Source organism: Dyadobacter sp. CY345, from assembly GCF_021502725.1.
Lineage (GTDB): Bacteria > Bacteroidota > Bacteroidia > Cytophagales > Spirosomataceae > Dyadobacter.
The window spans coordinates 752,206-775,725 of record NZ_JAKFFS010000003.1; the positions used below are offsets into that span (position 1 = coordinate 752,206).

The window sequence follows — 23,520 nt, forward strand, 5'->3', positions numbered from 1 at the left end:
CCTGCATTGAAAATGAAGGCCAGGACTATTTGTTAAGGAAAGATAAAGTTTAACCGGAACTACGATTCAATAAGGGAATAGTCGTTTCTCTGTATGATTTGATCACATTAAGCCGCACTTTATAAACACTTTTTATAATCTCTTTGAACTTAATTAATTGAATTGATCTAAGATTCTGCTTTTCACGTATATAATGAAAAGCACACTAAGATGATCAATTTATCAAGCTTGATAATTGGGACGTCTTCGTCCGGATGTCAAACAATTTCGGATTATGGTCAAAGGTGGGTAATAATATACTTACCAGTTGAACAGATCTTAGGAAATTTTATTAGCTTGCCAATAAGAAATATAAAATTTAATGTTAAGCGACTCTTGGCGACTAGCAAAGTAAAATATTCGGAAGAAGAACTTGTAGTGGCTCTCAAAAGAAATGAGAGGACTGCATTTGAATTCCTCTACGATCACTACTCTGGGGCATTATTTAATATAATATGCAAAACATTGCGTGATGAGGAGCGGGCTGCTGATGTGTTACAGGAATCATTTTTGAAAATCTGGAAAAACATCGCCTCGTACAATCCGGAAAAGGGTAGACTTTTTACCTGGATTTTAAATATTGCCCGTAATGGTGCGATCGATGCCGCACGCGTTGAGGGCAGAAAGCCGATCATGGACGATATCGACGATCGGGTTGCGCTAAACGAGCGCGACACCAGTGAAGAGTTAAATACCGTTAGTTCGGACATGAAATCAATCGTTAATATGCTTCGGCCGGAGCGGAAAATTTTAATTGATATGGCCTATTTTCAGGGTTATACACATGAAGAAATTTCCGAAGAATTGAAGATACCACTGGGCACAGTGAAATCAAGAATCCGAACAGCATTACAAGAGTTAAAACAATACTTTGCAGTATGAATATCCAAGCCTACATAGAGTCCGGTATATTAGAGGAATATGTATTGGGCACCGTTTCTCCTCAGGAGAAGCAGGAAGTGGAGTGTATGTCTCATATTTATCCAGAGATAAAAGAGGAGTTGATGCGCACGGAGAGCGCTTTGGAGCAATATGCACTAAAACATCAGACACCACCACCGGCTTTTTTGAAGGAGACGCTTTTTGCTCAGATGAATTTCGATGAGGTTACAGAAGAACCTGAATCTACAGAAGCGATCAGTGCTGAGCCTACATTGGTTCAGTCTGACGATAATATAAAAAAATTGCCTGTTGATAGTGATTTTAGAGCAGAGGTTCAACCAGGGCAGGCACGTGAAGTTAATACAGATGCGACAATTGCTGATTCCGGAGCGACTGTAATATATCCTTCCTGGGCAAAGTTTGCAGTGGCTGCTTCTATTTTGTTCGCTGCACTGTTCGGATGGTCCGCGCTTCAAATGTCAGGTGTTAAAAAGCAAAATGAACAATATGCCGCTGAAATGGCCGTGCTGAAATCTGATATGGATGTCGTTAAAAAGGATGCGGAATATAAGGATGCGTTAGCGAGTCTTTACCGAAATCCACACCATAAAGTAGTGCGTATGGCGGGGCTGGAAAAATCTCCGCAGAGTATAGTTGCTGCGATCTGGGATACAAAAACAAATGACGTTTTACTAGACGTTCAAAACTTGCCGGCAACTCCTGCGGGTAAACAGTATCAGCTTTGGACGATCGTAGATGGGAAGCCAGTCGATATGGGTGTTCTGGACCAGGAATTTTCTCATAAAGTACTGAAAATGAAACAAGCGAATCCGGGTGCTGTGGCATTTGCTATCACGCTCGAAAAGACCGGAGGAAGTCCAAGTCCAACAATGGAAGATATGTTCGTGATGGGTAAAGTTTAACCGCTAGCAGTTCAGAGTTATAGTATAATGCAAAACACCCGTATCAGAATTTCTGTTGCGGGTGTTTCCATTATCTTAATCTTAGACGTCAAAAATATCTTTTACCAATACTTCGAAACCTTCGATAACATCTGATCGCAATGTTTCCGATTCAATAAACGGTTTTAATCCGATAAACTTTCCGTCTGCATTTAGCTTAAAGACCAGAACTATGTGATGATCCGGCTCAACAAGCCAGTACTCTTTCACGCCATTTTCCTCATAAATCTCAAATTTCTCCTTCATTTCTTTGTCTGTATTTCCAGGAGATAGAACTTCAACAATAAGATCCGGAGCACCGATACAGCCTTTTGAATCGATCTTTGAAGAATCGCAAACTACACATATGTCGGGTTGTACAACTGTATAAATTTTATTGGATTCTTGTTTTTTTAGAGGCGCCAGACGAACATCAAACGGAGCGAAAAAAACTTTGCACGGTTTTCTTTTCAAATGGGCTTTAAAAAGAAAATAGATTTCTCCGGCAATTAACTGATGCCGTGTCGCCGGTGCCGGCGACATCTTGAAAATTTTTCCTTTAATGAGCTCTATCCTTTCATCAAAATGCCATTTTAAATAATCGGCGTAGCTGTAAGTTCCATTAAGATCTAATTGATCGAGACTGGTAATTTCCATAGATGAATTGATTTTGAACCAAAACAAATATAGGTAAATAAAGCTGAACCTCTGAAATTTAGAAATTATCAGTTATGGTCAAAAGAAAAAGGCGGTGCAGATTTTTCACCGCGCCGCCTTTTCTAAATTCATTGGTTTTACTTTCCCCCTTTTGCTTGTTTTAGAGCCTGGGTAGTCGTGTAATATTTGGCAATCATGTTTGGAACTTCCCATTCAGGCAACTTTCCAGCTTTCAGGTATTCCATATATTTATTTGCAACCTGGGCAAAATGTGATTCATGGCCAGTATCATATTTTGCAGGAATAGTGATTTCCCAGCCCTTTTCATTTTTCTTCAATTCGATGCCAGGAAACTTATCCTGTACTGTTTTGAATTTTTTCGTTAACGCTTCTTCGTATCCTTTATCTTTCGAAACTTGTTCGATATAAAGCACCGGCTTGTATTTCTGATCTTTTCCCTGACGCACAATCAGGTTTGCTTTCGAGCCTTTCATGATCGAATAATGCGTATCACCTGTTCCCTCAGGTGCCTGAAAATTCCATATCACCGAAACTTTGGCATGCACTCCTTTCAATGTGTAATTGATCTCGCCATTTGAATATATGTTCAGAGTGCTGTCTTTCACATCTTTTTTTAGGAAGTCCGGATAGGTATCACTTTTAGTAACAAGCTTGAATTGAGACGGTGTAAGCTGAGTTGCCGAACGTTTCGTAGAAAGCAATTTTATATCTTTCTGATAATCCAGCGTCACGTTTGGAAAGCAGCTCCATTGTACCAGATCCACCAAATGCGTGGTCACGTCAACCATTCCTTCACCTTGTTGATCTACATCAAAAAACCAGGTAGGACGAACGAGAGCCTCGCCGGAAATATATTTGAAAAAGTGGTGGACACTTTCTTTTACTACCGCCGGATCCGACGGCGTTCCTTTTTGCAGATCGCCAAAAATATCGGGGAGTTCAGCCAGTTCACGCTGTAAAGTATTGGTGATTTCATAACGCTCTGTCATGATATCGTAAAGCAAAACTTTGTTTTTCTCAGCACTTGTGAACGCTTCTTTTAACAAGTCAAAACCCGCAGCGTCAATAGCCATCGGTTTGTCTGCCAAAACATTTAAACTTGCATCAACTGATTTTTTTATAAAATCAGTTTTTTTCTGATTGTTTCCAGCCAGGACAACAACATTTCCTTCCTTTTCAGACAACATTTTTTCTAAAAAGTCCGGACCAGTATATACTTTTTCTTCCCATTTGGTCGGGTCTTCCGCACGGGTATTGTATTTTTCAACCTTATCAAGATATGCTTTAACATCCGGGCCTTCGGATGCATACACATGTACCAACGGATTAACATCTGCATACATGGATTTCTGAACCAAAGCGGCATGGAAATGCCCTGGCTCAACAACAATCAGACTTAATGATTTTTCCTCTTTTTGCTCTGATTTTTCTTCCTTTTTGGTAGTACATCCCTGATTCAATGCGATAATACCTGTTAAAGCGATTGTCAAAAGTTTTCCCTTCATGTAATCCTGATTGACAGTGGAAAGTTGAAAATGAATAATCTTATGTGTTGGGGTTCACAAAACGAAACCCGGCTTTTACTTATAAGACGAAATTTCCGTCAATCTCCCCGCACTATCCTGATCAATATATAAAATTGCATCAGAATGGTTACGAAGAATGGTGGATGGGTATTTCTCACTTATCTCATCTTCAAGGGTATGCTGAACCGCCTCGGCTTTTTTAATACCAGGTACGATCGCATAAGCATATTTCGCCTTCAGTAGCGCCGGAATGGTAACGGTCAACGCATGGGTAGGAACTTCATCAAATGATTCAAAACATGCATCGTTAACCTGTTGCTGCCGACAGGCATCGTCCAGGCTCACTTGTTTGACAATTAGCTCGTCGTCAAAAAATGCAACATGTGGATCATTAAAGGCCAGGTGGCAATTTTCACCTATACCCAGACACACAATATCCGTCGGGAAATCCGTCAGTAATTTTGCATAACGGTCACACTCTGCCGTAATATCCGTCGCGTTGCCATTCAGATAATGGACAGCGTGTAAAGGAATCTTGTCAAAAAGTCTCGTTTTTAGAAAATACCCGAAATTTTGTGGCGCATCGTTCGGTAGTCCGACATATTCATCCATGTGAAAAGCATTGACCCGTTCCCAGGCGATATTTTTTTCTTCGGCTAAAACAGAGAGGAACTCGTTCTGCGAAGGTGCGGCTGCAAATATGATGTTAACAAATTCTTTTGTTTTTAACAGCTCCTGGATTTTTGTGGCGACGGTTTTGGCAGCGGTTGCACCCATTTCCTGCCTTGTATCAAATATTTGTATTTCTAAATTCCCGGCTTTCATTTCGTATTTTTTTAATTTTTCTTTCACGCAAAGCAAAAAAGTTGTAACGCAAAGTTCGCAAAGCGTCGCGTGCTTTGCGTTTTAACTTACCTTCTTTGCGTGAACAGCGTCATATATAATCTGACCGCCAATTATGGTTTTCTCTACATTAATATTCTGATCAAAAATCACAAGATCTGCGTCTTTCCCTGCTGCCAATGAACCCTTTTGTCTATGAACATTCATAATTCTGGCTGGGGTTAGTGTTATCATTTTGACAGCGTCGATTAACGAAACATCAGCCAACTGGACCATATTCCGGACCAGCCGATCCGCCGTCGCGACACTTCCTGCGAAAGACGAGCGGTCAGGTAGTTTGGCAACTCCATCTTCGACAATAACTTTCAGACCAGTTTTTAAAGGTCCGAGAACACTGTCACCTTCGGGCATACCTGCTGCGCGCATCGCATCGGTAATTAAAGCAATACGGTCCGGCCCTTTTATTTTCATGATCAGTTTCAGCAAGGGCGCTGGTAGGTGAATTCCGTCCGCAATTATTTCTACATCCATTGCATCAATAATGAACGCACTCTCAATTACTCCCGCATATCGGAAAGCATTCCTGCGTGTTACGCCTGACATGCCAGAATATAAGTGTGTTGCCAGCGTATATCCGTTTTCAAAACCTTCCAGAACTTCTTCGTAGATGGCATCCGTATGCGCCAACGCTGCCAAAATTCCTTTTGATTTTAGATATTTTGCAAAATCGATAGCACCTTTCAGTTCAGGAGCAGCGCTCCATCGTGTAATAGAAGATGAATGGGCGATGACTTCTTTATATTCAGCTGGATCCGGATCGCGAATGTAACGAGGGTCCTGAGCGCCCCGCTGGTTCATGGCAAAATAGGGGCCTTCAAGGTGCATACCTAAAAACTGAGCTCCTTTGTTGTTGTTTTTATTCGCAACTTCGTACAGATCGAGCGTTTTTAATAAGTCTTTTTTTTCACTCGTTAATGTGGTTGGCACCATAGACGTTGTCCCATATCTGGCATGAGTTGCCGCGATGGTAAGAAAGGCTTCCTCTGTGCCGTCCATGAAATCGGCACCGCCGCCACCATGAATATGCAGGTCTATAAACCCGGGTGCTATATATTTTCCATCTGCGTCAATTTCAAAAGCATCGGAAACTTCAATATTTTTTTCACTTACTTCCAGAATTTTACCGTTTTCTATAATAACACAGCCGCCATTTATCTCGCGATGTGGCGTCAGTATTTTTCCGTTGAATATTTTGGTTAAAGTCATTGGCTTTTTATTTATTAAGGCAGTATGTTCTGGATAGGGTTGCCTGAATTCTATCACCCTTTCAGGGTTTAAAATAGGATTTTGATCAGTTGTTTGCTATACTAATACCATCCCTTCGGGATTTTGACTGATACTATTGTCATGAAATTTAATTGGGGAATAGATTCAATCTAAAACAGCCATTTTCGGATTTTATGACCTTTTATAGCATAAAAAACCAGATATAAATAACAAGGAAATAGCACCCAGTAAGCAGTTTTGACATTATACAAATCAGCGATATAGCCGTAGCATAGTGGCATAATCGCGTTTCCACACAATCCCATGATCATTATGGACGCTCCCAGTTTTGTAAATCGCCCAAGATCAGCGAGTGCCAGAGGCCATATACCTGCCCAAACAAGAGAATTCGCCAGACCTAATAACACCACAAACCAGATGGATATGTCTGTGGAGTGACCCAGGAAACTCACCTTTCCCTGAGTGAAAATAATCAGCAGCGTAAAACAAGTGCCCAAAAGTGTACAAATTCTCAATGCATTCACCTGGCTTATGACTTTTGGAATTAGTGATATTCCAATTAAATACCCACAAATGGTACAGAACAGTGTGTAAGACGGAAATACCTTTGCTTCCAATAAGTTAAGTCCCATGGAATTGGCGTAACTAATAATCGTGTCAATGGCAATGACCTGCGTTCCAACGTGGAGAAAAATAGCCAGAGCTCCTAAAATCAAGTGAGGGAACTGGAAAATACTTGTTTTCCCAGCATTCGCATGCGCTATTTCTTCGCTTTCATGTTCCGTATCAATTTCCGGTAAAGGAGATTTGTAAACCAAAAATCCCAGAACAAAAAGGAAACTTCCTAAACCGATATAAGGGTTGATCACACGACGAATTAACTCATCTAATGCAGAACTTCTTTCTATATCAGTCATTGAACTTAATTGCGCAAATAAATCAGTATCCGTAGGTCGCAGAATTACCGCTGCAAAAACAATCGGAGATAAAATTCCGGCAGCTTTATTGCAAATACCCATAATGCTTATGCGCTGCGCAGCTCTGTCTTTCGCCCCAAGAATTGTAATATAGGGATTTGCAGCAGTCTGTAAAATGGCCAGACCTATCCCAATTGTAAATAATCCGAGCAGAAAAATTTCGTAGGTGCGGGACATCGCCGCAGGTACAAAAATGAATGCACCTGCCGCCATAAACCAGAAACCGATCATCATGCCTTTTTTGAAACCAACCGCTTTAAGTAAAAAAGACGACGGGACGGACATGACGAAATACGCAATATAAAATGCAAACGCAACCAGATAAGCCTGAAAACTGGTTAGTTCGCACGCAATTTTGAAATAAGGGATAAGGATAGAATTAACCCAGGAAACGAATCCGAAAATAAAAAACATCAGTCCAATGATCAGAATGGAGATCATCGTATCACTTTTATTTAACTGATTTACCTGAATTGCGGTTGATTGAGCACTCATTTCTTGAGTTTAAAATTAAAAGTACTTTCTGACAAATAGGGATTAAAGAACGTACGCATTTTTTTTCCCAAAAAACTAAATCGTCGGTTCCCAACCTTTTGCATACTCGCGTTTCCACAATTTCTCTGCTTCCTTATTATTTTTGATATGTCCGTTTTTAGGATCAATTTCAAGAGAGCCGCCAGAACGTAATGCAATGTTGCCTAGCTGGCACAGCAAGGTACTTTGGTGCCCGCCGACAATTTCAGCATTGACTGTGACACCGTTTTTTATTCCGTCGAAAAAATTCTGGATGTGGATCGCATCAAGTGCCTGCGACGGATCCATTTTATTTCTTGGGTCAATCTTATAATCGTTTTTCACGTCCTTAACCAGTTTGTTTTCCAGGTCATAGACTTTGTAAGAATTTCCCGGTTCTATTTGGATAGATCCTGTTTCACCATAAAAAACTACACCTACGCTGGCGCCTTCATTTGTTCTGCCGTTGCAGCTTCTGCCCTCCCAGGTCATACCTTTGTCGTTACCAAAATCCCAGCTGATCACTTGCGTATCGGGCGTTTGCCAATCATCTTTGTAACGGTATCTTCCACCGGATGAAGTAACATGCGTCGGATAATCTACGCCTAAGCCCCAGCGCATTAGATCGACCATGTGTGTTCCGTTGTTCAAGGCTTCGCCGGTTCCCCAATTCCAAAGCCAGTGCCAGTTATAATGAATCAGGTTGTCTTTATATGGCATTCTTGGCGCAGGGCCCTGCCATAATTCATAGTCAAGCCAAGTTGGGACCGCAACTTCTTTACCGATTCCTATCGACGCACGGTTGTTGGTATACCAGCCTTTTGCAAAGTAAGGGCGTCCGATCGAGCCATTGATCACTTCCTTTACACCGGCAGCCACATTCGGCCAGGAACGGCGTTGGTTGCCCATTTGAATCACATTTTTATATTTTTTCGAGGCAGCAACCAAAAGCTCTCCTTCATTTGGATTATGGCTGCATGGTTTTTCAAGATAAACGTGTTTTCCTGCTTTCGACGCCAGAATTGCAGCAGGTGCATGCCAATGATCTGGTGCTGCTATAACGATTGCATCCATCTCTTTGTCCTCCAGCGTTTTTCTGAAATCAGGCTGGTTTTTTGGTTTGGAAGCAGAGATTTCCCCAACTTTTGCGATGCATTTTGCGGCAGCTCTTGAATCCACATCTGAAATATAAACTACTTCACAATTTGGTTGCAAGGCATAATTGCTGGCCAGAGCGAACCCGCGGCTGTTCACACCCATAACGCCAACGCGCACTTTCTCATTAGCGCCGATGATTTTGGCATAACTTTTCGCAGTAAAACCGGGTAAAATTCCACCAAAAGTAAGCAGCGCAGATCCCGCTAAGGTCTTTTTTAAAAAATCACGCCTGGTATCATCTGTGTTTAATTTTGCTGATGTTACGAGATTTTTTTCATTCGTGTTATTTATATCTTTCATCTGATCAGGTGTTTAGGTTCAAAATTAAATTGGCGGCGTCAAAGGAATTTCCGCTGAAAGAATAGTGTTTAAAGTGATGGATAACAAATTATTACTTATGCCAGAGCGGTTTCCATCTACGAAAACAGGTACTTCTGGTCTGCCAATCGTATTTTAATATCTATAAATACTCATGAAATATTCGGAAACACAGGCTGTACTGAGCAGATTATACGTTAGAATTAAACGGTTGGATTTATTAAAACGGTTATCATCATTCCAGCTCGGTCAGTTATTAACCAGGAAAAAAGATCATCTATTTTTTCTTTGCTTTTGCAAATACACTTTCCATCATAACGCTCTTTCCTCCCTGACGTTTACTTTCGTCAGCTGCTTCCATAAATGTGAATATTTCAATGGTTTCTTCTGGTGTCACCGGAACTTCCCCTGTTTTGAAATATTTGATAATATCAACCAATAAAGGCTCATAACCTGCATAAGGGCCTAAAATTTTATTTCCGTCTTGCGTGAAAACCGTTCCGCCGTAATCATGTTTTCCGGTTCTGGTTCCGCGGAAAGTGCCGGTTCTGCCGTCAGCCCATACACCGACAACAATGTCAGTATCAGGCGTGCTTACCCGGCTGACACTTTTACAACCCGTTCCCATAACGGTATACAGAGTTTCCACACCATGTATTCCATACCAGAAAAAATCAGGATGTGTTTTTTCCAGCGTCGCCGGGCTGAAAGTGTCAGCACCCTGGACTTTCGATTTATCAATGGCTTCGATACCTTTTATATACCGTAGAGAAGATGCAGAGAAAATCGGGATCTTGTATTTTTTGGACGCTTCATAAATAGCGATGGTATCAGACAATGTTCCTGCAACAGGTTTGTCTATAAACATTCTTTTCCCTGCTTTAAAAACTTCCATTGCCTGTTCGAGATGCAAACGGCCGTCATTAGTTTCCAGTAAAATGACATCAACTTTTGATAAAAGATCTTTGATCGACGTTGTAATTTCAACACCAAGTTTTTTGACTTCTTCAATGTAGCCTGGGATTCTTTTTACGCTGGATTCGATATCCTTACTACCCTGCGGGTATGCAGCCACGACCTTGTATCCGTCATAAACAGGATCTGGCGAAGCGGCATTAAGTGCTTTTGTAAACGCGACACTGTGCGATGTATCCAGCCCGATAATCCCCACTCTTTTCCCCTCAGCGGGGGTCGCAAGAGTGGGGGTGCCATCCATGAGTTGTAATGCGACGCTGGAAGCAATCGTGGTTTTAATGAATGCTCTTCGGTTGTAAGAAATCATTAAGAAAAAGATATAGGTTTAGGAATAGCTCCGAAATGTGATGGTTTCGGGTACGTACCCGTAAATATACAAACAAATTTCAAATACCAGTATTTTTTGAAAAATATATGATAAAATTCTGTCTATGTCTATTATACACGATGAGTATGATTTTAAAAGTAGAAATTGGATTAGTTTGTTCTGAATTATTTTTGATAAAACTCGTGGTTTTCTTTTGTGATAATATCGATAGGCATATATTGAATTTTCTCCACTGAACTACCGATGACCAGCTTTTGATATAATGCCATCACAGCCCGGTATGCCTGTTCTTCCGGTTTGTGGCAAATCAGAAAATCAATTACATTATTGTTGAGATACTGCAAGTTTTCTTTAATAAAGTCATAACCGATCAGAGATATATTTTTCTTTTTACTATTTTGAAGGAATGACGCAACAGTAAAAACTCTGGAATTTGTCACGAAAATCGCTTCGATATCTTGATGGTCATGAAAAACGGAAGTCATATGCCGGGCAACGGACAAATAATCGGTTTCTTTAATATCAATCCGGACGATCGTGTTATCCATTTGATTGTCCTTAAAATAGGATCTGAATCCTTCTTCAATCTGAAGATAATTGTAGTTTTCAATCTCCTTTGAAATATTCACCACCAGTATCTTATTTCTGCTTTTCAGTCGATAGGTAAGTAATTTTGCGCCGACATATCCGCTTTTAAATAAGTGGGGGCCAATATAAGACAGGCTGCGTTGTTCCGGAATATTAGAATCGATAAAAACATACGGTAATTTCATCTTCTGGCATTCTTCTGTAAAACGTCTCGATTCTTCTATAAAAGATGGTGAAAGCATAACGCCATGCACACCCTTTTCCAGTATCAAACTTGCCTGTTGAACAAAGGTTTCTTTATCGCTAAGGTCAAAGAAAAAAGGAATTGTCTGAATTCCATACTGTTTTATTTCAAGTTCTGCACGCTGGACTCCTCTTAAAGGCGCTTCCCAAAAGTCGGTTTCTTCAGAAACACGGGGGATCAGCACTGCCAGTATTATAATATTTTTCGAAGCCAGGCGGCTGGCAAGAATATTTGGCTGATAATCCAGTTCCTTTATAATCTCATTAATTTTCTTTTTCGTTTTTTCAGAAACACCAGTCCGATTGTGAATTACCCTGTCGACCGTCGCAATTGAAACATTGGCTCTGCGTGCAATTTCCTTCACGCCAAAATATATAGAATCTTTTTCCATTCAGATTAAAATTAACTGTTGATCTTAAATTCCGGATGTGCAGATTCAACAAAAGTAATGTATTGAAATAGTTGATACTGTCCAATGTAACAAGCCTTTTTTAAATAACAAAAAGATATTCTCTGGTGCAATTACGGATTGGTGGAAAAAACTTGCTGCAAATCATGGTAATTTTATACCAAAATAATTTCCTGAAACCATTTGTAAATATCGAAACAAAAACTTTACTTTGTCTATCAGATAAGTAGAGTATTTGATTTATATTTCTGCTTTGAATCAAGATTTTTATTGATTGAAAATATATATCCGATCCTGATACCCGGGAGACAGCACAAACCGGACATGCCGAATTTTCGGTGGTTGTCAATTCAAGCTTGCCCGGCTGGGCTGTCGCAGGGTATCGGGATCGGTGTCTTTTTATTTAAGATTCCCGGTAGACCACGGGAATTTCCTTCTTTACAGATTATATCAAATTCTTAATTTAGATAAGACAGAAATATATAATGTCAGGTATATTCTCACCAGGTCGTTGTGTAAAGTAAAGTGTCTGGTTTATTACGATTGAATAAAATGAAGAAAATAATATTTCTTGTATTCCTACTGACCTTGGTTACGTTTGAAAATATTTACGCACAAAAAAACAGTCAAAAACGTCCGAATATCATTTTTATTTTGGCTGATGATTTGGGTTATGGTGATGTAGGTTTTAATGGACAGAAATTAATGAGGACACCGAACATTGACAGGTTGGCAGCTGAGGGTGTTAAATTTCCTCAATTCTATGCGGGAACGTCTGTTTGTGCTCCCTCTCGTTCTTCTTTACTGAGTGGAAAACATACGGGACATACCTACATCAGAGGAAACAAAGGCGTCGATCCGGAAGGGCAGGAGCCAATTGCAGATTCGGTAGTAACTATTGCCGAGGTGTTGAAAAAAGCTGGGTATGCTACGGCTGCTTTTGGGAAATGGGGATTAGGCCCGGTTGGTTCTTATGGCGACCCTAACAAACAGGGTTTTGACCAATTCTATGGTTACAATTGTCAAAGTCTGGCCCACCGGTATTATCCTGATCATCTGTGGGACAATCACAAAAAGGTGATTTTAGAGGAAAACCAGAACCTGATTTATAATAAACAATACGCCCCTGACCTGATTCAAAAGCAGGCATTGGAATTCCTTAATACTAGAAATGTCAAGCAGCCATTTTTTTTGTTCCTTCCCTACATTTTACCTCACGCAGAATTGATAGTGCCGGAAGACAGTATTTTTCAATTTTATAAAGGAAAATTTGATGAAGAACCTTACAAAGGTGCAGATTATGGAGCGGATGCAAAGGACGGAGGTTATGCGTCACAGAAATATCCGCGTGCCGCATTTGCCGCTATGGTGTCGAGACTGGATTTATATGTCGGGCAGATTTTAGACAAACTCAAAGAAAAAGGTTTTGATAAAAATACCCTGGTTATTTTCACAAGCGACAACGGCCCGCATGTCGAAGGTGGGGCCGATCCGACATTTTTTCATAGTGGTGGAGGTTTTAAAGGCGTGAAAAGGGATTTATATGAAGGTGGAATTCGTGAGCCGTTTGCTGCCCGCTGGCCTGGCGTTATCAAACCGGGCACGACTAATAACTTTACAGGCGCTTTCTGGGATATACTCCCAACTTTCGCAGAACTGGCAGGAGCGAAGGTTCCAGCGAATATTGATGGCATTTCTTTTGTGCCATCAATAACTGGCGAAGGTGTCCAGCTAAAACATGAGTATTTGTATTGGGAATTTCATGAACAAGGAGGCCGCCAGGCAGTTCGGCAGGGGAATTGGAAAGCGGTTAGGCTAAAAGCGGCTGAAAAACCGAATGCTCCGGTCGAGCTTTACGATCTGTCAAAAGATTCAGGGGAACGTGTAAATGTAGCCTCTAAATTTCCTGATAAGGCAAAAGAGCTAAGTAAAATTATGAAGCACTCGCACATTCCTTCGGTTTTATTTCCTTTTGGAAAAGAAGGTAAGTAAGTTGAATTGCTATAATTCTCTGCATTCATTTTCCAGGATTCCTGAAATTAGTAGCGGTGGTTTTCCCCATTTTTGAATTGTAGTATCCAAAAGTAACGGATACTGCGAGCTGAAACCGCCGTATTGATTGACTGATATTGCCGAAACGATCGTAGTGATTTTGGTATGCCGGATCATGTAAGAGCACATGATACAGGGTTCATGGGTTGTATATAAGATGCAATCGGACAAATTCTGGCTTTTCAAATATTGGGATGCCATTCTGATCGCTTCGATTTCTGCATGAAAAGTAATGTCCAGATTTGCTTTTCCAGCTTCAATGCCTTCTCCGATAATTTCGCCATTTCGGACAATGACAGAACCAACCGGACTTTCGCCGTTACTTTTTGCAATGTTTGCAAGCTCTATGCAGCGGCGCATAAAATGTTCATGTTTAGACGAGTCATCAGGCTGGTTCATAATCCTATTTTTTAGAAAGCTTTTTATCCGTTTCGAATCCAACGGTCGGGATATATCCTTTCGTTCCGTCGGTTAATTCTACGCGATATCCTTTTGCCAATTCTCCCAAAATTCGAATTGTCTCATTTTTAGAAAGAACACGTATTTTTTCAGCATTAGAAAATGTCGGTGAAATATAAAGATTAGCTTTTGATTTGATTTTCACGGTGTCGCCAAGCCATTTTGAAGTTACGGGCAAACCAGGTAATTTTTCCTTCTTGTCACTTATAAATGGAAACGGATCCACAGCGCCCGAACCTCGTGCGTATATACCGAAATGTAAATGCGGTGTGGTCGTAATTGCGTTTCCGGTGTTTCCTACCAAACCCAATGTATCCCCACGGACAACGCGTTGGCCGACGGATACCATCTGACTATCCAGATGAGCGTAGTATAAGGAATATGGACTTTCGTTTGCCGAGAGAAAAACTATTTTTCCGCCCAGATTATTTGTGCCCGTCTGCGTAATAAAGCCATTGTCAGAAGCGACTACCGGCGTACCCCGCGGCGCTTTGATATCAACGCCTTCGTGAGAACGAACTCCACCGTCACGTTGAGCTCCCCAGAAACTGATCAGATTTTGCATGCCGTAACTGGCAATTGGAAAAGTCAGTGTGGGTAATGTCGTTAAAGCCAGCGAAACTTTAAGTGTTTCATTCAGGCCGGTTTGTAATCGTAATAATAACGTATCGCCATCATGGTCGGAGATTGTGATGGTATTTTCATTCGATTTTAAATATTCGATCCGCTGCGGCTTTCCATTGGTTTTGATACGATATAGTTCCAAAAACAATTGTGATGAGGAATCTTCATCATTTTTGGAAGGTGTTATAACCAGTTTCCTACCTTCCGGAATCTTCAAACGTATCGATTGGGCCGGTGTTGAATCGCCGAGAAAAAATCTTTCCTGGTACGGAGCGAACGAAAAAAGTGTATCCGTCAAAACTTGCTTACTAACCCGAAACCAGGTTTGTCCTGCTACCGTTTTTTCCTGTTTTGCTTTATATAATTCCTGCTCATAATGTTCCTGGGGTGTTACAGGAAACCAATGAGAAACGGGAACCGGCTTGCAGGAAGATATATAAAGGATAATTAAAATGCTTGCCAAGCACCTGAATAATAGTTTCATAACCTGATTTATTGTTATCATAATCAGGTAACTTAACAAATTCATGCCATGGCTGGCATTAAGAGTGAAGTACTCGTCGGAAATAAATTACAAAATCTCAGTCGATCCGGGAATAAACAGTTTCGGTAGCTTTGTCTTCTTCGCCTGAAGGAGAAATATTGTAAGCTGTAATGATCAGCTTATCCTTATCGACCAACTCAACTACAGTTCGCCACCCCCAAGGTTCTGGAATGTCTGTTCCGCCATAACTTCCCAGAACCGAAAAACCATTTTCAGTGATGCTTCCATGCGATAACATAATGCCCGTTCCCATGTGGAAGCTGTCGATCCACGAGGATTGAATTTGGTTATTAGCAATATCAAAACCAAATGTTGCGATCCCTTCAAAAGGTTTGTTATCCAGACTTCCCCAATATTCATGCACGATAAAACGTCCGTCTAATATTGGACGGATGCTGCCTTTCATAGGAGATTCGTCTGCTACAATACCCGGCTCGAACCAGGTTTTCGTTGTTCCTTCCCAGTTGCCGATGAATGCCATAAGTTGTTGGTGAACACCAGATTCCAGCGAAATTTCAAATTTACTTTTGCTCATATTTTTTCGTTTTCAGCATTGTCAATATTACCTGTTTTCATTCTGCCTTTTTCTGACAATGCATGAACCGAAGATCTTGTCATTGTTTTGATAAAATCAACTTTTATGAACCGCAATGCACTCCAGTCTTCATCAATCGCAACCATTCTGACGGGTTCGAGGTCATAGTTTCCCATAATCGTCCAGCCGGTATCACGATTAAAATCACATTTATATTTTTTTGATGTACCTTTTGGATAACACATCCACAACAAGGCGTCGCCTTTCAAAAGAGGGGCTATTAAAGGAATTACTGCATCAATCTCACTTTGTTTTGTGACAAAAATGAGGATGAACTCAATAACGCTTAAATCTTTCAGAGAAGTAATTACGGTAGCTTCATCTCGGATGCTTTCAAGATTGATCTTAAAAGACTCTGGTGCATTTAACACAATTACATCTTTTTGGTTTTTCAGGTTTAGTTTCTTAAAAACAGCATCCATATATCGTTGTTAGTTAAATGATATTCTTTAATTGTCATCTTCTTTCAAAATAGTCAATTCGGCGACAGAATCGGATATTTATTTATATTCATGGTATTAAGTTATTATGTTACAGGACAAATTTAAGTATATTGAGAAGTTTTAATACTGGTAGAAAATGTAAAGCTTACGGGGTATTTAGGACAAAAATTTATAAATTAGTCATGACTTTTAACATAACAGTATGGTACAACTAGCCCTTTTGGTTACCAACCGGCATCGCTTATTGAGTGTAGCCGCCATTTTAGATGTTTTTGAATCGGTAAACAGTTTTTATAAATCACACAACGAAGCGCCATTTTTTGACATTAAATTATTTGGACTTGTACCTGAAACACCAGACACGCTAACCTTTGGAAAATATAAACTAAATCCTATCTCAACCGGCGAAAAGCAGGACCTAATATTAATTCCCGCCTTTGCCTCAGATGTGACACGGGAAGCCGTGGGCGAAAATCTTGAACTAATTCCCTGGTTGAAATGGCAATATCAGGAAGGGGCAGAGATCGCCAGTTTTTGTACAGGAGCTTTTTTACTGGCTGCGACCGGACTTTTGGATGGTAAAAGTGCCACAACGCATGTGAACGCCACTGCGAATTTTGCAGCAAGTTTTCCGGCAGTCCGGCTATACGGTGACGCAATTGTGACAGCCGAGCAGGGGATTTATACCAGCGGCGGTGCCACCAGCAGTTTTCATTTAATGCTTCATCTGATTAAATTGTACTGTGGCAGGGAGGTTACTATCCACATTGCCAAGCTTTTTGCGATTGATATGGATCGGGAACAGCAGGCTTATTTTGGGACTTTTCAACCACCTCAGAATCATGGAGATGTGATCGTGACAATGGCGCAAAAGAGAATTGAAAATGCCTATCAGGATGTCAGTACGATCGAGGAAATGATTCAGGATATTCCAGCCAGTCGTAGGAATGTCGTTCGCAGATTCAAACTGGCAACAGGTGTCACACCCATTGAATATCTTCAAAAAACAAGAATTGAGGCTGCTAAAAAGTTATTGGAACAAACCGATCAGAGTGTTTTGGAAGTAATGTTAAATTCCGGGTATAATGATCTAAAGGCTTTTCGGCAGTTATTCAAAAAAAGTGCAGGAATGACACCAAAATCGTATCGCGAAAAGTTTAATGTGGGCAGAATGGAAAGTATTGGTTATGCCGGAAAGTAGATAGAGCTGGATCTTTCTTCCCCAATTTCTATTTTACTCCTTAATTCCAACCAGACAAACGACCTCATCATCACTTTTATACCATTCAAGACAATACCCTTCTTTATCAATTCTTGGGTCTTCAAGTAGTTTCATGAAGGTCTCACCTATGACATGCGTTTGTTTCATCCAGTCCATTATGGTTTCGGTTATATAAGTGCCTTTTTTTATCGTAAAACTTTCGTAGCCAAATCGTTGTGCTTCACCAGCTTCAAGTTCGGTTGCCGCGACTTTGTAAATAATCACGCCTTTCTCGTTCGGGCGGGATATGCCATACCAATCCCTGTTTTCACAGTTTGGTAAAGACTCCTGTAAGGCGTCAAAAGCCTCTTTGATGTGGTTAGGGAAAGTGGTAACGGTATTGCAGATAATCTCAATATCTTCCTCGAATTCGAACTTCTCCATAAAATTTTAGTTTAAGTTTTGGATAATTTTATTTCCTTCCAATGCGTCCATTCCTCCATTACCATTTCCTATAAACGGGTTGAGCAATGGATATCCTGCTGCCTGTTTTATCAAGTTCATGTCAATACCTTCATTCATGATATCGTATATGTTGATATCGTTTAGAGATTAAAGTACTAAGCATAATGTCAAAGATTTTGATACAAATAACTCAAAAACAAAAGAATTTTCAAGACGGTATTTGGGACAAAGAAAGGGGGGAATTGAGACTATTAGTTTAATTGTTCTTCTGCATTCCTGAGTTCTATAATTGTTTCGTTTCATAGGATAAGACTAGTAGAAACAACTATGACATGTAGGTCGGAAGATATTAGACAGATAGATACATCTCATTTTGACATCATATTGAAAAGTCAATGATTCTCGCTCATCTTTTGGTGTTGATCAAGTGGTGTAAAGAAACTGTAATTTCAATATAAAATTTTGATAATATCTTTATTTGTAAAATATTAATTGTATATATTTACCTAAATAGTTTATTTATGTATATAAAGTATTGTGAAGCTTAAAATTTTTTCGATTGATTACATAGAAAGAATTTGGCGCCCCATGATCTTGGTTTAGTAATTATTAATAAACACACACTTAACGATGAATATGAACTTACACGACTCCTCGTGATGCGGCCGCATCATTTTTTGCACATCATTATCTGCAATTTGAATCTGTATATCGCTTAATCATATGCTGATTTAGCTTCACAAGTAGATATTGCTAAGACTAATTGGATACCTATCCAGATATATCCTGCTCCAAAATCGCAAGACGCTGGGGATGGAATTTCTATGTCCATGTTTTAAAAGACCAGCAATGAAAAATAGTCAATCAAATAAAGACTCAGTTAGCCGTAAAATTTCTATGCACACTTGGGTTTAGAAAAATTCAAACCTTATTCTCCAAAATTTAAAATCAGAGTTATGAAATCAAAATTTATCTTCTTTCTGTTTTTTCTTGTTATTTGTTCAGTAATTAAATCATATGGACAAGCTGACCCTGGTTCTGCCGGGATGACATTTAGTAAATCCATCGTTCAGGTTGGCGAAGCTGTAACGCTTCAGGTTCAGATCGGCAATTATTCTGGCGGACTTTCTATGGGAAAAGCGTTATCTCCATATGACGCAACTTTCACGGTGACAATCCCTTCCATTTTAAAAGTAAATGGACCACTTAACTTTTCAAATCTTCCGTTTCCTGTAAGTGTGGCGAGCCAGCTACCGAATTCGGTGGGAGCTACGGTAATTCTTTTAATTGTCCCAAATGGAATTCCCAAGGGTGCTAATGGTTATGTTTCTATTCCATTAATCGGATTAAAAGATGACGTAAACATTGTGTATGCAACGGTTAAAACGGATTCAAATCTTGGTATTCCTTCTTCGGGTAACGTAACTCCGTCTAACGATCTTCAATCAGCGCCAGTTACAATTTGTATGCCTCTCCCGGTGAAGCTAATTTCTTTCGAAGTACAGAAGGAGAGCGAACTGGCAAATCTAAACTGGTCAACTTCCGAAGAGACAAATAGCGAACGCTTTGAGATTGAGCATAGTTTAAATGGAAAACAATGGAAGGCAATCGGCTCGGTTGCTTCCAGTGGCGACAGCAAAATAAGAAAGGAGTATAGTTTCGGGCACAACAGTCCATCTGGAGGGGAAAATTATTACAGACTAAAAATGATAGACAGGGATCTTACCTATGCATATGGGCCTATTCGAAGTACTCGATTTGATAATATAAAACTGGAAATTTATCCGAATCCGGCTGCTGATGTGCTGAACGTCAAGTCAGGTAATTGGGATAATATCAGCAATATACAGCTGATCAGTACCAGCGGACTTTCTGTTTACAATTCGGGGAGTAAACCCTTGGATAAAGTTGATGTGAAGAATCTAAGCACAGGTATTTACTTGATTAAGATTACTACAACTGACGGTGCAACGTCTTTAAGGAAGATTTTGATTTCGAGGTAATAAATAAATAAATAAATCAGATAAAAACTGAACCGCCGGGAAGCGGTTCAGTTTTTATCTGATTTATGCTTGTTTCGCAAGCTGGATATTTGCTATAAGCTTGATTTTTTCGCCCAAGGCAAGTCCACCAGTTTCCGTTAAAGAATTGAAAGTAACTCCAAATTCTTTTCTGTCGATGGTTCCGGTCACTTCGAATCCAACTTTGATGTTGCCATAGTTGTCTTTTTCTGTTCCGCCATATTCTGCTTCAAACTCTACTTCTTTGGTTATCCCTTTGATCGTCAGGTTTCCAAGGAGGTTGTAAACATCTCCCTTGGCTTTTTTAAATGATGTTGAAACAAATTTGAATTGTGGATGTTCATCCGTTTCAAAAAAGTCTGCTGCTCTTAAATGTTCATCGCGTCCAGGCTGACCTGTGTCTACACTATTGGCATCAACTGAAAATTCAATTTTCGCATTTTCAAATTGATCATTTTCTGTTGTCGCGTGGCCGCTGAAAGATTTGAAAGAACCCGTAACTGTTGAAATAACAAGATGTTTTACCTTGAAAAGTACTTCTGAATGCAGGTTGTCTACATTCCATGTTGTTTGAGACATACTAATAAGTTATAATATTGGAATTTTGTATCGAGCCCAAAGTTATGGGTATAAGACATCGCATTTCCGGCACTATCCAAAAGCATAGTGCTAAATATTATATCAGTTACAAATTATCTTTAGATATTTCCTTTTTTCATTTCCCCAATAGCATAATCCACCGCTCGGGCTGTTAAAGCCATATAAGTCAATGATGGATTTTGCGTTGCGCTTGAAGTCATTGATGCGCCATCTGTTACAAATACGTTCGAACAATGATGCATCTGGTTCCACTTATTTAAAATAGATGTTTTGGGATCTTTTCCCATTCTTGCACCGCCCATTTCGTGATTTTCACTTCCGGGGTTACGTTTGGTATCGGCTGTTTTGATATTTTTAAAACCAGCTTTATCAAACATTTCGGACAGCTCAACGTAAAAATCCTTTACCATTTTCATATCATTATCATCAAATTCAACGTGCATCCGTAAAAGTGGAATGCCCCATTTGTCTTTTTGTGTTTTATCAAGTGATATAAAATTGGTTTCCTTCATCAAAGTTTCACCCATCATTTGCGCTCCGGCGCTCCATCCACCGGATTCTGGTTTTAATAAATTTGTCTTCAGCGATTCGCCGATCAAACCGTCCGTTGGATTCCCCATTTTACTTGAAGAAAAGGAAGCCGCATAACCACGAAGAAAATCTGTTTCCTGTTTGAATACGTTACGAAAACGCGGAATATAAGCAGCATTAGGACGTTTTCCATCCGTTGTGGAATCCAGATATCCATCATACTCGGCTGTCACCCGGCCACGATAATTATGGAAGCCAATAAATTTGCCCAAAACACCGCTATCATTTCCTAAACCGGTTGGAAAACGGTTTGAAGTTGAATTCAGTAAAATTAAGTTTGAATTAATAGCCGATGCATTGAGGAAAATGATTTTTGCATAATATTCGGTCATTTCCTTTGTATTCGTGTCTACAACCCGCACGCCGGTTGCCTTCTTTTTCTTTTCATCATATATTATGGAATGCACGACCGAATAAGGTTGTAAGGTGAGATTGCCTGTTCGTTGTGCCCATGGAATTGTGGAAGAATTGCTGCTAAAATAGCCACCAAACGGACATCCGCGCTGGCAAATATTTCTATGCTGACATTTTGCACGGCCCTGTTCTGTATGGATAGGCTGTGGATTGGTAATATGTGCCGCTCTACCTATAATGATTGGACGGGTGTTTTTATAATTTTTAGCTGTTTGTTCGCTGAAATGTTTTTCAACGCAGGTTAATTCATGTGGAGGAAGAAATTCTCCGTCCGGCAATTGAGGCAAACCATCTTTATTCCCTGAAATACCTGCAAATTTTTCGACGTAACTATACCAGGGAGCAATATCGGCATAGCGAATGGGCCAATCCACGGCAAAACCGTCCCGGGCCGGGCCTTCAAAATCATAGTCAGACCAACGCTGTGTTTGCCGCGCCCATAATAATGAACGTCCTCCAACCTGATATCCGCGCATCCAGTCGAATGGCTTGTCCTGTATATAAGGATGTTCAGCATCTTTCATTACAAAATGCACAGAATCCTCCCGGAATATATAATGCTTGCTTGCTATTGGATTTTGTTCACGAAGCGCCAAGGTTGGCTGTCCCAGATGTGGGAATTCCCATGGCTGCATATTGGTAGTTGGATAATCAACAATATGTTTAACATCCTTTCCACGATCCAGAATAAGTGTTTTTAGTCCTTTCTCTGTAAGTTCTTTTGCCGCCCATCCGCCGCTTATTCCTGTTCCTATCACGATAGCGTCAAAAGTACGCGCTTTGACTGAGTCTATATTAAGATTTGACATTTCAGAAATTGTTCATGAATGATAGCAACCTGAAATGATCCGATCAGGTTATTTGTATTAAAAGAAATAGAATTGTGGAATTACTCTAAGAATAATAAAAGTGTTTGAATCATTTTAGTCCGTGAGTGACTGAACATTCTATGTTGTACTCATATGCCATATCATTTTACTCATGCGTTTTTAATTCCGCATGGAAGTTCAAGTCTGTGGTGATAATCATTTAATTGTTTATATATCTTTCTCAGCTCGTCCGAACGCTTAGCTCCATCAAGTAAAGATTTCCGGCATTCCCAACTTGCAGAGATCTGTTGTTACTAGCTAAAATCAAATCCGGCGGTTTCTTAGGGCTCCTTCGGAGCCACCTGTTTCTAGCAATAAATAAGACCAAGCTCCTTCGGAGCCTCCTATGAACCATCCGCAAACCTGCCCCCTTGAACTACACTTTCCCCTTCCTTATATATAGGAACGAAAACCACGATCAAATCTGCCCAGATCGTCTGATCTTCCAAACGCACCATCAAACCCAACTTGCCTACATCGATAAAAGAACCCACAACCGCATTCCCATCCATTCCAGCCCTATTTCCATACTTAAAACTAACCCCGTAAAAAAACTTCAAAATATTTTCGGGGCACATTTTCCTCATTTTGAGCTTTTTACAAATTATTTCAAAAAAAACGGAAAAATACTTTTGCCTTGTACTTGCGTATGAAAAAAAAGAGGTGCACCTTTGCACTCCCAATCGGGAAGTACGGCGCTGAAAACGATCAGCGCATCAAGTTTCGGAAGACGCGGAGCACAGTTCTTTGACATGATGAAGAGAGTAACAAGATAGTTCGTTTAAGAAGATAACGTGGGATTTTTCGGGATTACCACAAAACAAAATTTACAATGGAGAGTTTGATCCTGGCTCAGGATGAACGCTAGCGGCAGGCTTAATACATGCAAGGCGAGGGGGCAGCAATGTCACCGTCGTACGGGTGCGTAACGCGTAT

At 40.2% G+C, this 23,520-nt stretch carries 23 protein-coding genes and 1 rRNA gene; 6 read left to right on the plus strand and 18 right to left on the minus strand.

Annotated features, from left to right (window positions below; all coding sequences use genetic code 11):
• The first annotated feature begins 375 nt into the window (after positions 1 to 375).
• Complete coding sequence (locus L0657_RS17065) at positions 376 to 921, plus strand: RNA polymerase sigma factor (RefSeq protein ID WP_235151959.1); 546 nt, start codon at positions 376 to 378, stop codon at positions 919 to 921.
• Positions 918 to 1,844: an anti-sigma factor domain-containing protein gene (locus L0657_RS17070; protein WP_235151960.1), complete on the plus strand. Its 927-nt coding sequence runs from the start codon at positions 918 to 920 to the stop codon at positions 1,842 to 1,844. The genes L0657_RS17065 and L0657_RS17070 overlap by 4 nt, the downstream gene beginning before the upstream one ends.
• An 81-nt stretch (positions 1,845 to 1,925) precedes the next feature.
• On the opposite strand, the gene L0657_RS17075 is transcribed toward L0657_RS17070, so the two are convergent.
• From L0657_RS17075 to L0657_RS17110, 8 genes are all read right to left on the minus strand, one after another.
• Positions 1,926 to 2,519, minus strand: coding sequence for a Uma2 family endonuclease (locus L0657_RS17075; RefSeq protein ID WP_235151961.1), 594 nt, complete (start codon positions 2,517 to 2,519; stop codon positions 1,926 to 1,928).
• A gap of 137 nt (positions 2,520 to 2,656) precedes the next feature.
• Entirely contained in the window at positions 2,657 to 4,045 is a 1,389-nt protein-coding gene (locus L0657_RS17080; RefSeq protein ID WP_235151962.1) for a putative oxidoreductase C-terminal domain-containing protein, read from the minus strand.
• Positions 4,046 to 4,120: 75 nt separating this feature from the next.
• Positions 4,121 to 4,918 carry a glucosamine-6-phosphate deaminase gene (locus tag L0657_RS17085; protein WP_310588292.1) on the minus strand — a complete coding sequence of 266 codons (798 nt, stop codon included), beginning with the start codon at positions 4,916 to 4,918 and terminating at the stop codon, positions 4,121 to 4,123.
• 54 nt (positions 4,919 to 4,972) lie between these two features.
• Positions 4,973 to 6,175 (minus strand): N-acetylglucosamine-6-phosphate deacetylase, encoded by a 1,203-nt coding sequence (gene nagA, locus L0657_RS17090; protein WP_235151963.1) that lies wholly within the window; start codon positions 6,173 to 6,175, stop codon positions 4,973 to 4,975.
• A 170-nt stretch (positions 6,176 to 6,345) separates the two neighbouring features.
• Positions 6,346 to 7,668, minus strand: a complete 1,323-nt coding sequence (locus L0657_RS17095; RefSeq protein ID WP_235151964.1) for a sugar MFS transporter — start codon at positions 7,666 to 7,668, stop codon at positions 6,346 to 6,348.
• A 75-nt stretch (positions 7,669 to 7,743) separates the two neighbouring features.
• Positions 7,744 to 9,144, minus strand: coding sequence for a Gfo/Idh/MocA family protein (locus L0657_RS17100; protein ID WP_235151965.1), 1,401 nt, complete (start codon positions 9,142 to 9,144; stop codon positions 7,744 to 7,746).
• A 295-nt stretch (positions 9,145 to 9,439) separates the two neighbouring features.
• Positions 9,440 to 10,444, minus strand: coding sequence for a Gfo/Idh/MocA family protein (locus L0657_RS17105; protein ID WP_235151966.1), 1,005 nt, complete (start codon positions 10,442 to 10,444; stop codon positions 9,440 to 9,442).
• A gap of 185 nt (positions 10,445 to 10,629) precedes the next feature.
• Positions 10,630 to 11,688: a substrate-binding domain-containing protein gene (locus tag L0657_RS17110; RefSeq protein ID WP_235151967.1), complete on the minus strand. Its 1,059-nt coding sequence runs from the start codon at positions 11,686 to 11,688 to the stop codon at positions 10,630 to 10,632.
• Positions 11,689 to 12,258: 570 nt separating this feature from the next.
• Between L0657_RS17110 and L0657_RS17115 the strand changes: the two genes are divergently transcribed.
• Positions 12,259 to 13,698, plus strand: coding sequence for an arylsulfatase (locus L0657_RS17115; protein WP_235151968.1), 1,440 nt, complete (start codon positions 12,259 to 12,261; stop codon positions 13,696 to 13,698).
• 9 nt (positions 13,699 to 13,707) lie between these two features.
• Here L0657_RS17115 and L0657_RS17120 read toward each other — a convergent pair whose 3' ends face one another.
• The 4 genes from L0657_RS17120 to L0657_RS17135 form a co-directional block, all read right to left on the minus strand.
• Positions 13,708 to 14,157: a nucleoside deaminase gene (locus L0657_RS17120; protein ID WP_235151969.1), complete on the minus strand. Its 450-nt coding sequence runs from the start codon at positions 14,155 to 14,157 to the stop codon at positions 13,708 to 13,710.
• 4 nt (positions 14,158 to 14,161) lie between these two features.
• Positions 14,162 to 15,304: a M23 family metallopeptidase gene (locus L0657_RS17125; protein ID WP_235151970.1), complete on the minus strand. Its 1,143-nt coding sequence runs from the start codon at positions 15,302 to 15,304 to the stop codon at positions 14,162 to 14,164.
• A gap of 118 nt (positions 15,305 to 15,422) precedes the next feature.
• Complete coding sequence (locus L0657_RS17130; protein ID WP_235151971.1) at positions 15,423 to 15,920, minus strand: DUF1579 domain-containing protein; 498 nt, start codon at positions 15,918 to 15,920, stop codon at positions 15,423 to 15,425.
• Complete coding sequence (locus L0657_RS17135; protein WP_235151972.1) at positions 15,917 to 16,402, minus strand: hypothetical protein; 486 nt, start codon at positions 16,400 to 16,402, stop codon at positions 15,917 to 15,919. Before L0657_RS17135 ends, L0657_RS17130 begins: the two co-directional genes overlap by 4 nt.
• A 223-nt stretch (positions 16,403 to 16,625) precedes the next feature.
• Here L0657_RS17135 and L0657_RS17140 point away from each other — a divergent pair, with 223 nt between their 5' ends.
• Positions 16,626 to 17,624 (plus strand): GlxA family transcriptional regulator, encoded by a 999-nt coding sequence (locus tag L0657_RS17140; protein ID WP_235151973.1) that lies wholly within the window; start codon positions 16,626 to 16,628, stop codon positions 17,622 to 17,624.
• A gap of 33 nt (positions 17,625 to 17,657) precedes the next feature.
• Here the strand turns inward: L0657_RS17140 and L0657_RS17145 are convergent, their stop codons facing one another.
• Positions 17,658 to 18,068, minus strand: coding sequence for a transcriptional regulator (locus L0657_RS17145; protein ID WP_235151974.1), 411 nt, complete (start codon positions 18,066 to 18,068; stop codon positions 17,658 to 17,660).
• Positions 18,069 to 18,074: 6 nt separating this feature from the next.
• Positions 18,075 to 18,206 carry a hypothetical protein gene (locus L0657_RS27895; RefSeq protein ID WP_255717881.1) on the minus strand — a complete coding sequence of 44 codons (132 nt, stop codon included), beginning with the start codon at positions 18,204 to 18,206 and terminating at the stop codon, positions 18,075 to 18,077.
• A gap of 839 nt (positions 18,207 to 19,045) precedes the next feature.
• Between L0657_RS27895 and L0657_RS17150 the strand changes: the two genes are divergently transcribed.
• Positions 19,046 to 20,092 (plus strand): T9SS type A sorting domain-containing protein, encoded by a 1,047-nt coding sequence (locus L0657_RS17150; RefSeq protein ID WP_235151975.1) that lies wholly within the window; start codon positions 19,046 to 19,048, stop codon positions 20,090 to 20,092.
• 63 nt (positions 20,093 to 20,155) lie between these two features.
• Here the strand turns inward: L0657_RS17150 and L0657_RS17155 are convergent, their stop codons facing one another.
• The 4 genes from L0657_RS17155 to L0657_RS17170 form a co-directional block, all read right to left on the minus strand.
• On the minus strand, positions 20,156 to 20,689 hold the full coding sequence (locus L0657_RS17155) for a YceI family protein (protein ID WP_235151976.1): 534 nt from the start codon (positions 20,687 to 20,689) through the stop codon (positions 20,156 to 20,158).
• Positions 20,690 to 20,808: 119 nt separating this feature from the next.
• Positions 20,809 to 22,524, minus strand: coding sequence for a GMC oxidoreductase (locus tag L0657_RS17160; protein WP_235151977.1), 1,716 nt, complete (start codon positions 22,522 to 22,524; stop codon positions 20,809 to 20,811).
• A 404-nt stretch (positions 22,525 to 22,928) separates the two neighbouring features.
• On the minus strand, positions 22,929 to 23,171 hold the full coding sequence (locus tag L0657_RS17165; protein ID WP_235151978.1) for a hypothetical protein: 243 nt from the start codon (positions 23,169 to 23,171) through the stop codon (positions 22,929 to 22,931).
• Between the two features lie 17 nt (positions 23,172 to 23,188).
• Positions 23,189 to 23,338, minus strand: a complete 150-nt coding sequence (locus L0657_RS17170) for a hypothetical protein (RefSeq protein WP_235151979.1) — start codon at positions 23,336 to 23,338, stop codon at positions 23,189 to 23,191.
• Positions 23,339 to 23,413: 75 nt separating this feature from the next.
• On the opposite strand from L0657_RS17170, the gene L0657_RS17175 reads away from it, so the two are divergent.
• Positions 23,414 to 23,520, plus strand: a 16S ribosomal RNA gene (locus L0657_RS17175); the annotation flags it as partial.

What these genes read in the sequence shown, in the direction of transcription:
- L0657_RS17100 (WP_235151965.1), bottom strand. Translation starts at nt 9,144, where the DNA reads ATGAAAGATATAAATAACACGAATGAAAAAAATCTCGTAACATCAGCA.
- L0657_RS17115 (WP_235151968.1), top strand. Translation starts at nt 12,259, where the DNA reads ATGAAGAAAATAATATTTCTTGTATTCCTACTGACCTTGGTTACGTTT.
- L0657_RS17070 (WP_235151960.1), top strand. Translation starts at nt 918, where the DNA reads ATGAATATCCAAGCCTACATAGAGTCCGGTATATTAGAGGAATATGTA.
- L0657_RS17110 (WP_235151967.1), bottom strand. Translation starts at nt 11,688, where the DNA reads ATGGAAAAAGATTCTATATATTTTGGCGTGAAGGAAATTGCACGCAGA.
- L0657_RS17170 (WP_235151979.1), bottom strand. Translation starts at nt 23,338, where the DNA reads ATGTCAAAGAACTGTGCTCCGCGTCTTCCGAAACTTGATGCGCTGATC.
- L0657_RS17080 (WP_235151962.1), bottom strand. Translation starts at nt 4,045, where the DNA reads ATGAAGGGAAAACTTTTGACAATCGCTTTAACAGGTATTATCGCATTG.
- L0657_RS17150 (WP_235151975.1), top strand. Translation starts at nt 19,046, where the DNA reads ATGAAATCAAAATTTATCTTCTTTCTGTTTTTTCTTGTTATTTGTTCA.
- nagA (WP_235151963.1), bottom strand. Translation starts at nt 6,175, where the DNA reads ATGACTTTAACCAAAATATTCAACGGAAAAATACTGACGCCACATCGC.
- L0657_RS27895 (WP_255717881.1), bottom strand. Translation starts at nt 18,206, where the DNA reads ATGAATGAAGGTATTGACATGAACTTGATAAAACAGGCAGCAGGATAT.
- L0657_RS17135 (WP_235151972.1), bottom strand. Translation starts at nt 16,402, where the DNA reads ATGGATGCTGTTTTTAAGAAACTAAACCTGAAAAACCAAAAAGATGTA.
- L0657_RS17075 (WP_235151961.1), bottom strand. Translation starts at nt 2,519, where the DNA reads ATGGAAATTACCAGTCTCGATCAATTAGATCTTAATGGAACTTACAGC.
- L0657_RS17165 (WP_235151978.1), bottom strand. Translation starts at nt 23,171, where the DNA reads ATGAGGAAAATGTGCCCCGAAAATATTTTGAAGTTTTTTTACGGGGTT.
- L0657_RS17130 (WP_235151971.1), bottom strand. Translation starts at nt 15,920, where the DNA reads ATGAGCAAAAGTAAATTTGAAATTTCGCTGGAATCTGGTGTTCACCAA.
- L0657_RS17140 (WP_235151973.1), top strand. Translation starts at nt 16,626, where the DNA reads ATGGTACAACTAGCCCTTTTGGTTACCAACCGGCATCGCTTATTGAGT.
- L0657_RS17120 (WP_235151969.1), bottom strand. Translation starts at nt 14,157, where the DNA reads ATGAACCAGCCTGATGACTCGTCTAAACATGAACATTTTATGCGCCGC.
- L0657_RS17095 (WP_235151964.1), bottom strand. Translation starts at nt 7,668, where the DNA reads ATGAGTGCTCAATCAACCGCAATTCAGGTAAATCAGTTAAATAAAAGT.
- L0657_RS17145 (WP_235151974.1), bottom strand. Translation starts at nt 18,068, where the DNA reads ATGGAGAAGTTCGAATTCGAGGAAGATATTGAGATTATCTGCAATACC.
- L0657_RS17155 (WP_235151976.1), bottom strand. Translation starts at nt 20,689, where the DNA reads ATGTCTCAAACAACATGGAATGTAGACAACCTGCATTCAGAAGTACTT.
- L0657_RS17105 (WP_235151966.1), bottom strand. Translation starts at nt 10,444, where the DNA reads ATGATTTCTTACAACCGAAGAGCATTCATTAAAACCACGATTGCTTCC.
- L0657_RS17160 (WP_235151977.1), bottom strand. Translation starts at nt 22,524, where the DNA reads ATGTCAAATCTTAATATAGACTCAGTCAAAGCGCGTACTTTTGACGCT.